Origin of the sequence: Nocardia sp. NPDC051832 (assembly GCF_040681285.1) — a bacterium.
Taxonomy (GTDB): Bacteria; Actinomycetota; Actinomycetes; order Mycobacteriales; family Mycobacteriaceae; genus Nocardia.
In genome coordinates this window covers 1,428,086-1,439,992 of sequence record NZ_JBFAYL010000002.1, presented here as the reverse complement: position 1 = coordinate 1,439,992, position 11,907 = coordinate 1,428,086, and the positions used below count along the sequence as shown (strand labels likewise).

Below are 11,907 nucleotides of genomic sequence, written 5' to 3'. Positions count from 1 at the left end.
CAGTCTCGTCAAGCTATGCTGTTCTCATGCCGACGCCCCGCCGCCCGCACACCGGTTCCCGCCGCAACGAGGAGGCCCGTGCCGCAATCCTCAGCGCCGCAACCGAACTCCTCGCCGAACACGGCGCCACGGGCGTCACCATCGATCGCCTCGCCGCGCACGCCGGGGTCGGCCGCCAAACCATCTACCGCTGGTGGTCCTCCAAGGACGCCGTCCTGCTCGACGCCCTGATACACAGCGCCGAACACGCCGTCGCGGTCCCGGACACCGGCGCGCTGCGCTCCGACCTCGAGCAATTCCTCCGCGCCACCTTCGAAGCCGCCGCGCTCGAACGCAACCGGCGCGCCCTGATCACCGCCGCCGTCGCCGCCCAAGACGACCCGAACCTCGCCGAAGCCCTCGACGCCTTCCTCGCCCAGCGCCGCACCGCCCTCACGGCCCTGATCGAGCGCGCCCACGCCCGCGGCGAAATCCCCGCCACCGCCCCCATCCCCCTGGCCGTCGACCAAGCCTTCGGCGTCCTCTGGTACCAAATCCTCTTCCGCCCCAACGCCTTACACACCACCGCCACCGACCTCGCCGCCGCCTTGACCACCCAATTGCGCGCAGCACCATGAACCCCGAAAAGCCTTGGACCTCGACGGCGGCAGAAATTCGGTCTAGTCTGTCCAGATACGCGGCATCATTCTGTGACAGCGAAGATTCCCGATGGTTCGCTGCCGCTCACGGTGATCGGGACAAACCGAGGGTACCGAGGGTTCTGAATCGGTACATGACGGTCGCACGCAAGCGACCGCTGCAGCTACTTAACTCATTGGATGCCGAGGAGGTCGACTCATGAAATGGCAAGTCCAAGAGGCTAAGCAGCGATTCTCGGAGGTGTTACGCGCAGTGGAAATCGAAGGCCCGCAAACTATCACCAAACACGGCGAGGAAGTCGCCGTCGTAATCGGTATCAGCGAGTATCGGCGGCTGACCCAGCCGAAAATCACGTTCAACGAGTACCTGATGAGTTTCGTCGGCTTAGGCGACGAGGTCGCGGATGTGCTCAACGAAGTGATCGCGGAACGCAAGAACAGCCTTCCGCGTGATGTCTTCGGGGTGGACGAATGAGGTACCTGCTCGACACCAACGTCTTGTCCGAGCTCTGCAAACAGCGACCGAAAAAGTCCGTGCCGGATTGGGTCGGGCGGACCGCACAAGACGAGCGGTGGATCAGCGTGATCACGGTCGGAGAGATGAGGCGGGGCATCACGCTGCTGCGAAACCGCAAGGATTTCGACCAAGCAGTGCGGATCGAACAAAAAGTGGCTGAGCTGGAGTCGTTCTTCAGTGACCGAATCCTGCCGGTGACAATCGACGTGGCGCGCTCGTGGGCCGAACTCAGTCCTCGACAGCCAATGGCGACGTGCGATTCCTGGATCGCCGCAACCGCGCTGAATCACGGACTGACGATCGTGACCGGCAACACCAAGGACTTCGAATCCTCGGGAGTCCCGACCGTCAACCCATTCGAATGATTCCGGATAGAACAGCACCCCGCTGGTAATAGCGCATTCGATATACGGATCGAGTTTCTAGATCGCGAACGCTGGTGGGGGCGCTGTTCTGCGAGCCGGCGGACGGTAGGCGTGCCAGGCGGTAGCCAGGCGAGAAACCGCTTCTTGCAGCACTTCGGGACGGTGCCGGAAGTGCAGGCGGATGTGGTCGTTGCCGGCGCCGGTGATGTCGAGGCCGTTGCCGGCCAGGATGGCGATGTTGTGGCGGAGGGCGGTTTGGGCGAAAGAGTCGCCGTCGCCGTGCGGCAGGCGGATCCAGAGGGATTGGCCGCCCCGGACCGGAGTGGGGCGCCAGTCCGGGAGGTGGGTGGACAGAGCCGCCAACAACTTGTCGTGGGCGGCTTTTCGTTCGGCGGCGTGGGTACGGCACAGCGTGTCGAGGTCTGCGAGCAGGTGCACGGCGGCCATTTGGGCGGGGAGGTTTCCGCCGAGGTCGTCGACCGCGCGCAGGCGGGCCAAGCGCGCGACCAGGGCGGGGCTGGCGCGGATCCAGCCGACTCGGAGACCGCCCCAGAGGTTCTTGCTCAGTGAACTGATGGTGAGGACCGAGTCGACGTCGGCAGCGACCGGCGGTGGGGTGAGTTCGCCGGGGAAGGCGAGGTCGGCGAGGACTTCGTCGACGACGAGGGGAACCCCGGCCGCTTCGGCCGCTTCGGCGAGCCGGCGGCGGACGAGCGCGGAAAGGACTGTGCCGGTGGGGTTGTGGAAGGTCGGGGTGACGTAAGCGAGCTTCGGACGGTGCGTGCGTGCGGCGGCCTCGAAGCCGCTCAGGCCCAGCGGCAGGGGCCGCAGCACCGCGGACGCCTCGTGGAACGCCGCCAAAGCACCTGGATAGGTGGGCGTTTCGAGCAAAACGCCGTCCCCTGGCCGGAGATGGGCGCGGGCGAGCAGGGTCAGCGCCTGCTGGCCGCCGTTGGTGACGAGGATCTGCTCCGGCCGAGTCGGCGCGCCGAGCCGGGTGTAGCGTTCGGCGATCGCGGCGCGCAGTGGCAGGTAACCGGCTGGGTGGTAACCGATTTCGCCGGTCATCGCGGCCAGTTCCGGCACGATCCGCGCGTACGCCGCCGCGATCTCCGGCGGCGGCGCGTCCGGCGCTGCGCAGGCCAGCGAAATCACCTCGGGCCGAGGCTCGATCAGGTGCAGGAACATCGGCGCGCTGGTGGTGTCGGGTACCGCTGTTTCGGCTGAACCCGCGACCCTGGTCCCACTCCCCTGTCGCCGCACGATCCGCCCTTCGGCCGCCAGCTGATCGTAGGCGGCGACCACGGTACTTCGCCCCACCGCGAGGTCGGCCGCGAACTGCCGATCCGGCGGCAACGACGTGCCCGGCGGCAGCTCCCCGTCATCGATCAGCTGCCGCAGGCGCGCGGCGAGCAGCACATACAACGACCCGCGGCCCGAGGACCACCGGCCCAACCGCTCCGGCACATCAATTGGCTCCATAACCAAACCAATTCTGCCCGATTGGCTCTGTGCGGGCGAACGCGCCTGCCCGACCATTGCTCCCATGAGCGAAAACATCAGCGCCCCAGCCACCGCGGCCGTCTCCGTCATCGAGGCGATCGCCGCTCTACCCGGCCCGTTCCAGCAGCGCGAGCTCGCCCTCGTCAACGACACCGTCGTCCGGGTAGCTCAACTGCACGGCGAATTCCCCTGGCACCACCACGACGAGGACGAGTTGTTCCTGTGCTGGGACGGCGCCTTCCGAATCGAGCTGGCGGATCAGCCGCCAGTCGTCCTGCGCGCCGGCGAACTCTACGTCGTCCCGAAGGGCGTTCGTCACCGCCCGGTCGCCGACAGCCCCGCCCACGTCGTGCTCATCGAACGTCCGGAAACCGCACAGTACGGGAACTGACCTGTGCGCCAGGGGATCCCGCAAGATCCCCTGGCCCACCGACGGTCATGGTGGTGCCGACCGGAAATATAAAGCAGGCGCCTTTCCAATTAGGCCACGGGAGCTTCGCGCCCCCGGCGGGAATCGAACCCACAATCTCCTGCGTGGCCGATAACCGATCGTCTCCGGCCCGTCCCCCCGGACTCTACGGTCCCACCGGTGCACGAATCCAGCCATTTAGCTGCCGATGATCGCGAGCCGGTCAATCTACCGCGGGGCGCCGCGCGCGACGAGGACCGCGGGCATGATCGCCAGCGCCAGAATGCCACCGCCGATGGCCAGCAGCGGATACCCGACCGCGGCGACCACCAGACCCGAGGCGGTGCCACCGGCCGCACCCGCCAGCGCGACCGCCAAGTCGACCACGCCCTGCGTTCTGGCGCGGGTCGCCAGCGGGACGGCGTCGGCGATGATGGCGGTGCCGGTGACCAGACCCAGATTCCAGCCGACACCCAATAGCGCTAGGGCGAAAGCCAATTGGGCCACGGAGTCGGCAGGTGCGATGGCGGCGACGATACCCGCCGCCAGCAGCGTCAACCCGGAGACGGCCGCGATGGCGTGGCGGCCGTAGCGATCGACGAGGCGGCCGGTCACGGGCGAGGGCAGATACATCGCGCCGATGTGAATGGCGATGACAAGGCCGGCCGCGGCGGTGCCGTGACCGTGCTGGTCCATGTGGACCGGCGTCATCGTCATGATCGCGACCATGACGAATTGGGTGAGCACCATGACGAGCACACCGACCAGCACACCGGCGCCGCGCCTTCGGGTCGCGGGCCGCCCCGGATCGTCCGGCGCCTCGGCGGCGCGTTCTGCGTCCAGCGTCCGCGCGAGCAGCAGCGGGTCGGGGCGCAACCAGACGGCCAGGACTATCGCCGCCATCGCATATGCGACAGCGGCCAGAAGAAACGGTCCGGCCAAATGCGGGATGCCGAGCGCGTGCGCGAGTTCGCCGGTCGGCGCGGTGAGATTGGGACCGACCACACCGCCCAGCGTGGTGGCGACCAGCACGGTGGACACGGCGCGGGCGCGGTGGGCGGGACCCGCCAAATCGGCTCCCGCGTAACGCGCTTGCAGATTGGTCGAGGTGCCCGCGCCATAGACGAACAGTGCGAAGAACATCAGGGCCGGATTACCGGCGACCGCGGCCGCGATGACGCCGACGCTGCCGAGCGCACCGGTCAGATACCCGGCGACGAGGCCGGGTCCCCGGCCGCGCGCCTGCGAAATCCGCCCGACGGCAACGGCGGCGAGCGCGGAACCGCCGGTCGCGAGCGCACCGGGCAGACCGGCCAGGCTGGTGGAGTCGAGCATGTCCTGCGCGAGCAAGGCGCCGACGGTGACTCCGGCGGCCAGCCCAGCGCCGCTGAAGGCTTGCGCGGCGACCAAGACCCGCAGGGTCCGGCGTTGGACCTGCGCCAGGTCGACGGTCGGCGTGGGTGCGACAGTCACGAGCGGGTCGACTCGGTCGTCATATCCAGGTCCAGCCGGTCCCGTTCCCCAGCCGCGGCGAAGGCGGCGGCCAGCGCGGCCCGCCCCTCGGTGAAATGCGCCCACCCTTCGAAGTGCACCGGGACTACCCGCCTGGCACCGAGAATCGTTGCGGCCACGACGGTTTGGACGCTGTCGAGCACGAGTGGCGCACCGTCGAAAAGGAACGGGAAGCGGGGCGCCCCGGCGAAGAGGACGGCCGTGTCCACGGGACCGAAGCGATCGGCGATCTCCCGGACCGCGTCGAGCGAGGCATTGTCGCCGCTGACGTAGACGCTGGGCAGCCCCGCACCGGTCAGGATGAATCCGACGACTTGGCCGGTGATCGGTTCGACCTGCTCGCGTGCGCCCGGCCCGTGGATGGCGGGCACCCCGGTCACCGAGATCACCCCGCCGCCGGGGCGGTCCAGTTCGATCGACTCCCAATCCGCCAGCCCCACCGCGCCGTTCCCGAGCCGCCGCGCGCCGCCGGGGGTAGTGAGGGTGAGCGGGACTCCGGCAAGCATCGCCCGTCCGGATTCGTCGAGATTGTCCGGGTGCTCGTCATGGGAAAGGAGCACGACGTCGATCCGGCCGAGGTCGGCCGGTGCCACGGCGGCGGCTGCGGTCTTGGTCAGCCGGCCGCCGCCCTGCTGATAGTCACGGGGTTCGTCGAAGGTCGGGTCGGTGAGGAAGCGCAACCCGCCGTATTCGAGGAGGGCGGTCGGGCCGCCCAGAACGTGTACTGGGACATGCTGATCGGCGGCAGCTACGGAAACCACGAACGAACTCCTCACGGGCAATCTCAAATCTATCCGTGAGAGATCGTAGGCAGTTCTCACGGATAAACACAAGATGTACCATGAGAATCATGAGCGAGACCCTGACCGCCGCCCGCGGGCTCCCGCCCGCACCAGGGGCCGAGCAGTACCGCGCGCTCGACTTCGCCAACAGCGCCATCGCGCTGCCCGGCGACCGGTTCCTCGACCTGCTCGGCACGCCCGAAGCGACGAATCGCTGGCTCACCGCGCACGATCTCGCGCCCGCCGACGCCGGCCTGCGAGAGATGTGCACGACGCAGCTACGCGCGCTGCGCGAACATGTCCGAGCGTTGTTCGCCGCCCACACCGCAGGCCTGCCCGCCCTGCCCACGGCACTGTCCGCTGTCAACGACGCGATGCGCAGAACCCCTACCGCGGCCCTGCTCGAGTGGGACGAGCAGCGCGGCCCGTTTCGCGCACAGACCTGCCCGCCCGGCGAGATCCTCGACCGCGCGCTCGCGACACTCGCGGCCGACACCGCCGACCTCCTCACCGGACCGGACGCGGGCGCGCTCACGACTTGCGATTCACCCCCGTGCAACCGCTACCTGATCCGCCACGGCCGCCGGCACTGGTGCTCGACCCGTTGCGGCGACCGAGTTCGCGCGGCCCGTGCCTACACCCGGCGTACTCAGCCGCGGACAGACCCCGATTGATCGATCAGCTGTCGAAGGCGTCGAGGAGTTGCTCGGCGGCCAGGGCGGCGGTCAGCGTTCCCGCACGGACCTGCGTCTCCACCTGTGCCCGAATGGCTTTCACGTTGGGGTTGTCGGCGAGGCGGCGCAGCAGCTGGTCGTGCACCATGGTCCAAGTCCAGTCGACCTGCTGGCGGCGGCGCTTCTCGTCGAACTCCCCCGCATCGGTGAGGACCCGGCGATGGTCCAGGACGGTGTCCCAGAACTTGTCCAGGCCAACGCCTTCCAGACCGCTCATGGTCAGAACCGGTGGGCGCCAGAGCGCGTCGTGCGGATGGATCAGCCGCAGCGCGCCGGTCAGTTCGCGGGCGGCCGACTTGGCTTCCAGCTCGTGCTTGCCGTCGGCCTTGTTGACCGCGACCAGGTCGGCCAGTTCCAGGACGCCTTTCTTGATGCCCTGCAACTGATCTCCGGTGCGGGCCAGCGTCAGGAAGCAGAACACGTCGACCATGTTCGCGACGGTCACTTCCGATTGGCCGACACCGACGGTCTCCACCAGGATCACGTCGTAACCCGCGGCTTCGAGCAGCACGATGGTCTCGCGGGTCGCCTTGGCGACACCGCCGAGGGTGCCCGCGGTCGGCGACGGCCGGATGTAGGCGTCACGCTCCAGCGAGAGCCGTGCCATCCGAGTCTTGTCGCCGAGGATGGAACCACCGGTGCGGGTGGAGGACGGGTCGACCGCCAGCACCGCGACCCGATGACCCTGCCCGATCAGGCGCATGCCGAGCGCGTCGATGAACGTCGACTTGCCGACGCCCGGAACACCGGTGATACCAACACGATTCGACACCGCGCCGGCTTCGGAATTCGCGGCCTCGGGTGTCAACCGCAAGAGCAGCTGTTGAGCCAGCGCCCGATGATCGGCCCGCGTCGACTCGACCAGCGTGATACCCCGCGCCAGGGCGGCGCGCTCGCCGCCTCGGATCCGCTCCGCCAAATCGGCCACATCGATACTGCGCCGCACGCCGGCGGCGACCCCGGGGGTCACCTGACCCGGCAACGCCACCCCGGCGGTGGTGCCGAGCCGGGGATGATTCGCACCCTCCCCGGCTCCGCGTCCGGCGTCGCTCATGCCTCCGCCTCGCCGGCGATCGGCCCCGGCGTGCGCGTCGCGCGCCGGCCCATGTCTCGCTCGCAGCGCTCGCTCATTCGGCCGTGCCGGAACCGATCTCGTGGCCCAGCGAAAGAGCCAGCTTCTTGATCAGATCGATGGCGGCGTCGGCGATGACCGTGCCCGGCGGGAAGATGGCCGCCGCACCCGCCTGGTAGAGCTCGTCGAAGTCACCGGGCGGAATCACGCCGCCCACGATGACCAGGATGTCGGGCCGCCCGACCTCGGCCAGCGCCTGCTTCAAAGCGGGCACCAGCGTGAGGTGGCCCGCGGCGAGCGAGGAGACGCCGACGAGGTGCACGTCGTTGTCGGCCGCCTGCCGCGCCACCTCTTCGGGGGTCTGGAACAGCGGGCCCACATCGACGTCCATGCCGAGATCGGCGAAGGCGGTGGCGATCACCTTCTGGCCGCGGTCGTGCCCGTCCTGTCCCATCTTGGCGACCAGGATGCGCGGACGCCTGCCCTCGGCTTCGGCGAATTCCTCGACCAGCTCGATGGCCTTGGTGATGTTGGTGGATTTCCCGGCTTCGTCGCGGTACACACCGGAGAGCGTACGGATTTCGGCCTGGTGCCTGCCGTATACCTTCTCCAGCGCGTCGGAGATCTCGCCGACGGTGGCCTTGGCGCGCGCCGCATTCACGGCGAGGGCGAGCAGGTTGTTCTCCATACCGCCCGCCGAAGAGCCTGCGGCCCGGGTCAATTCGTCCAGCGCGCGGCGCACCGCGTCCGGATCCCGTTCGGCGCGCAGGCGTTCCAGCTTCTCGATCTGCTCGGCCCGCACCCGCGAGTTCTCGACCTTGAGGACCTCGACCTGCTGGTCCTCCTCGGCCTGGTACTTGTTGACGCCGATCACCGGCTGCTGGCCGGTGTCGATGCGCGCCTGGGTCCGGGCGGCGGCCTCTTCGATGCGCAGCTTCGGAATGCCCTCGCCGATGGCCTGGGCCATACCGCCGTGCGCCTCGACCTCGGCGATGTGCGCGCGGGCCCGGTTGGCCAGCTGGTGGGTCAGCCATTCCACATAGTAGGAACCGCCCCACGGATCGATCGGCCGGGTGGTGTTGGACTCCTGCTGGATCAGCAGCTGGGTGTTGCGGGCGATCCGGGCGGAGAAGTCCGTGGGCAGCGCCAGCGCCTCGTCCAGGGCGTTGGTGTGCAGCGACTGGGTGTGCCCCTGGGTCGCGGCCATCGCCTCGATGCAGGTGCGCGCCACGTTGTTGTAGGCGTCCTGCGCGGTCAGCGACCAGCCCGAGGTCTGCGAATGGGTGCGCAGCGACAGCGATTTCGCGCTCTTGGGCTCGAACTTGGCGACCAGCTCACTCCAGAGCAGCCGTCCCGCCCGCAGTTTCGCGACCTCCATGAAGAAGTTCATGCCGATCGCCCAGAAGAACGATAGCCGCGGCGCGAACTTGTCCACCTCCATGCCCGCGTCGATCCCGGCACGGATGTACTCGACGCCGTCGGCGAGGGTGTAGGCCAGCTCCAGATCGGCGGTCGCACCGGCTTCCTGGATGTGATAGCCGGAGATCGAGATCGAGTTGAACTTCGGCATCTTCGCGCTGGTGTAGGCGAAGATGTCGGAGATGATCCGCATCGACGGTTTCGGCGGATAGATGTAGGTATTGCGGACCATGAACTCTTTCAGAATGTCGTTCTGAATGGTTCCGGCCAGCTGCTCGGGCCCGACGCCCTGTTCCTCGGCGGCGACCACGTAGAGCGCGAGAATCGGCAGTACCGCGCCGTTCATCGTCATCGAGACCGAAACCTGGTCCAGCGGAATGTGATCGAAGAGCTGGCGCATGTCCAGGATCGAGTCGATCGCGACGCCGGCCATACCCACGTCACCCTGTACGCGCGGGTGATCGGAGTCGTAACCGCGGTGCGTGGCCAGGTCGAAGGCGACCGAGAGGCCCTTCTGCCCGGCTTGCAGGTTGCGGCGGTAGAAGGCATTGGAGTCGGCGGCGGTGGAGAAGCCCGCGTACTGGCGGATGGTCCACGGCTGGTTGACGTACATCGTGGGGTACGGGCCGCGCAGGAACGGCGCGATACCCGGCACGCTGTCGAGCGGATAGCCCTCGGCCACAACGGCATCCCGGTCGGCCTTGGTGAACACCGGCGGCACGTCGATGCCCTCCGGGGTCGGCCAGGACAGCTGGCTCGGCGCGTAGTGATTCGCCTCGGCCGCGCCCGCGATGTACGCCTCGACCTGCGCGGCGTCCACCGCGGCGGCCTCGGGGGCGTGCTCGTGCAGCGGCACCTCGGCGAAATTGCCGATCACATGCTTGATTTCCGACATTGTCATCAGGCTCCCACCTTCTCCAGCAGGCCGGATAGCGCCGCGACCGCGTCGATCTTCGCGGCCAGATAGCCGTCGGGCCGCTCGGCATCGCTCAGCGCGGCAACGGCTTTCGCCGCACCGGCCAGCAGCACCGTGTCCACGCCGGCGGCGCGCAGCTGCGTCGCCGCCGCACCGGCTTCTTCGCCGTAGCGCTTGTCCGCGCCGCACAGCACCGCGATCGAAGCGCCGGATTCTTTTGCGGCCGCGGCGATGCCCTCGACCGTCAGCGGGCCCGGGTTGATCGATTCGATCCCGCCCGAGGCGAGCAGGTTCGCGATGAACGTGACCCGCACGTTGTGTTCGGCGACGCTGCCGAGCGGCACCAGCAGCGCCTTCGGGCGCGCGCCCTGCTCGGCCAGATAGGCATCCGAACGGTTACGCAGCTCCTCGAACGCGGCGCCATAGCGCGCCACCCGGCCGGGCTCCCGCGCCGCCGCCGAGAGCGGCTTCTCGGCCAGATTCGGGAACTCGTTGACGCCGGTGACCGCCGTCTTGCGGTGCGCCACATCGGCATCGCGCGCGGCCTTGGTCGCGGCGATGCGCTCGGCCAGCAGCCCGGAATCCAGCGCGGCCAGGTAGCCGCCCGCGGTCTCCAGTTCCTGCATGAATTCCCAAGCCTTGGCGGCGAGTTCGGCGGTGAGGCTTTCCACGTGCCAGGAACCGGCGCCCGGATCCTGCACGAAACCGAGGTGGGATTCCTCGAGCAGCAGCAGCTGGGTGTTGCGAGCCATGCGGTCCGAGAACGACTTCGAGACGCCGAGTTCGCCCGGCGGCAGCGCGGCGTCGAACGGCAGCACCGTCACGGTGTCGGCGCCTCCGACGCCCGCGCCGAACGCGGCGAGCGTGGTGCGCAGCAGGTTCACCCACGGGTCGCGCTGGCTCATCATGGCGGCCGAGGTCACCGCGTGCTGCGGCGCACCGCCGAAGTCCGGCAGACCGCAGACCTCGGCGACCCGGGCCCAGAGTTGGCGGCCGGCCCGGAATTTCGCGATCGTGGCGAACTGGTCGTCCGTCGCGGCGAAGCGGAATTCCAGCTGCCGCAGCGCGGCCGCGGTGTCGTATCCGGCAGCGGTGAGCTGGCGCAGGTACTCCAGGCCGGCGGCGATCGCCGCACCGAGTTCCTGCGCTTCGGCCGCGCCGGCGTCGTGGAAGACGGTGCCGTCCACGGTGATCGCCCGCACGGTCTCCGGTCGCGCGATCGCCTGGCCGGCCAGCTGCACGGCCTCGGCCGGCTCGATGTCCGCGGTTCCGGCGAAGCGGCTGGTCAGCGGGGCGGCGCCGAGCGCGACCTGGATCGCCGCGCGATCGGCCACCTGGTATTCGTCGAGCACCGCGAAAACCTGTGCGGCGGCGGCCGATACGTCGCTACCCGCGGCCAGGGTCAACGGTGCGAGCTCGAACAGCAAGCCGGACAACGCCGTCGGCAGCTCGCCGACCGGCACGCCGCGCTCGCCGGCGCCCAGCCAGATCGCGCTGAGGCCGGTTTCCAAGCCCGCCAGGATCTCCCGGTTCGCCGCGGCGCCGTCGCCGGCCACATACGCGCTGACGTACCAGCCGCGATGCACGTCGCGGGTGGCGGTCCCGCCACGCACGAACGGAAACGCACCCGGCAGCGGCTGCTCGGGCAGCTCGTCGCGGCGGGTGTACAGCGGGGCGATCGTCAACCCGTCATAGGTGGTCTCGTCGAGCAGCTTTTCCGGCTCATCCGGCAGGTCGGCGGCGTCGACCCTGCGGGCCTTGGCCAGCACGCCCGCCACACCTTTACGCCACGCGGCGTACTCCGGCACCGGTTCCGATCCGCCTGGATCTGAAGCAATCGGCATCGCTGCTATCCCTCTTCCACTCGCGCCAGCGGCGCACCCTCGGTGAACACTGTTTATCTGGATATACATCCAGGTCAGAGCCCACTTTAGTTAACGAGCATTCGTTCGTTCCCTTTGATGCTAGCGGCACCCTTACCGAGCCTTGACCTTGGCCGCCACTACCAACCGGTAACCTGGCGCCGGTGAGTGAGCTGAT

11 protein-coding genes are annotated in these 11,907 nt (G+C 68.7%); 5 read left to right on the top strand and 6 right to left on the bottom strand.

What is annotated here, in order from left to right; translation table 11 throughout:
- Positions 1–26: 26 nt before the first annotated feature.
- The 3 genes from AB0M14_RS16555 (at position 27) to AB0M14_RS16545 (ending at position 1,520) form a co-directional block, all read left to right on the top strand.
- Positions 27–617 (top strand): TetR/AcrR family transcriptional regulator, encoded by a 591-nt coding sequence (locus tag AB0M14_RS16555; RefSeq protein ID WP_364995049.1) that lies wholly within the window; start codon positions 27–29, stop codon positions 615–617.
- 220 nt (positions 618–837) lie between these two features.
- A complete protein-coding gene (locus tag AB0M14_RS16550; RefSeq protein ID WP_364995046.1) occupies positions 838–1,113 on the top strand; it encodes a type II toxin-antitoxin system Phd/YefM family antitoxin in 276 nt (91 codons plus the stop codon).
- Complete coding sequence (locus tag AB0M14_RS16545) at positions 1,110–1,520, top strand: type II toxin-antitoxin system VapC family toxin (RefSeq protein ID WP_364995043.1); 411 nt, start codon at positions 1,110–1,112, stop codon at positions 1,518–1,520. Before AB0M14_RS16550 ends, AB0M14_RS16545 begins: the two co-directional genes overlap by 4 nt.
- Before the next feature lie 57 nt (positions 1,521–1,577).
- Here AB0M14_RS16545 and AB0M14_RS16540 read toward each other — a convergent pair whose 3' ends face one another.
- Complete coding sequence (locus tag AB0M14_RS16540; protein WP_364995040.1) at positions 1,578–3,002, bottom strand: PLP-dependent aminotransferase family protein; 1,425 nt, start codon at positions 3,000–3,002, stop codon at positions 1,578–1,580.
- 64 nt (positions 3,003–3,066) lie between these two features.
- Here AB0M14_RS16540 and AB0M14_RS16535 point away from each other — a divergent pair, with 64 nt between their 5' ends.
- Entirely contained in the window at positions 3,067–3,414 is a 348-nt protein-coding gene (locus AB0M14_RS16535) for a cupin domain-containing protein (protein ID WP_364995037.1), read from the top strand.
- Positions 3,415–3,660: 246 nt separating this feature from the next.
- On the opposite strand, the gene AB0M14_RS16530 is transcribed toward AB0M14_RS16535, so the two are convergent.
- Together AB0M14_RS16530 and AB0M14_RS16525 are read right to left on the bottom strand one after the other, a co-directional pair.
- Positions 3,661–4,905, bottom strand: a complete 1,245-nt coding sequence (locus AB0M14_RS16530; RefSeq protein ID WP_364995034.1) for an MFS transporter — start codon at positions 4,903–4,905, stop codon at positions 3,661–3,663.
- A complete protein-coding gene (locus AB0M14_RS16525; protein WP_364995031.1) occupies positions 4,902–5,705 on the bottom strand; it encodes an MBL fold metallo-hydrolase in 804 nt (267 codons plus the stop codon). Before AB0M14_RS16525 ends, AB0M14_RS16530 begins: the two co-directional genes overlap by 4 nt.
- Before the next feature lie 89 nt (positions 5,706–5,794).
- On the opposite strand from AB0M14_RS16525, the gene AB0M14_RS16520 reads away from it, so the two are divergent.
- The gene (locus AB0M14_RS16520) at positions 5,795–6,400 is read left to right on the top strand and encodes a CGNR zinc finger domain-containing protein (RefSeq protein ID WP_364995028.1); all 606 of its coding nucleotides are present in this window, start codon (positions 5,795–5,797) and stop codon (positions 6,398–6,400) included.
- 4 nt (positions 6,401–6,404) lie between these two features.
- Here the strand turns inward: AB0M14_RS16520 and meaB are convergent, their stop codons facing one another.
- From meaB to AB0M14_RS16505, 3 genes are all read right to left on the bottom strand, one after another.
- Positions 6,405–7,514: a methylmalonyl Co-A mutase-associated GTPase MeaB gene (gene meaB / locus AB0M14_RS16515; RefSeq protein ID WP_364995026.1), complete on the bottom strand. Its 1,110-nt coding sequence runs from the start codon at positions 7,512–7,514 to the stop codon at positions 6,405–6,407.
- Positions 7,515–7,587: 73 nt separating this feature from the next.
- Positions 7,588–9,852: a methylmalonyl-CoA mutase gene (scpA, locus tag AB0M14_RS16510; RefSeq protein WP_364995024.1), complete on the bottom strand. Its 2,265-nt coding sequence runs from the start codon at positions 9,850–9,852 to the stop codon at positions 7,588–7,590.
- Positions 9,852–11,711 (bottom strand): methylmalonyl-CoA mutase family protein, encoded by a 1,860-nt coding sequence (locus AB0M14_RS16505; RefSeq protein ID WP_364995021.1) that lies wholly within the window; start codon positions 11,709–11,711, stop codon positions 9,852–9,854. Before AB0M14_RS16505 ends, scpA begins: the two co-directional genes overlap by 1 nt.
- Positions 11,712–11,907: the final 196 nt, after the last annotated feature.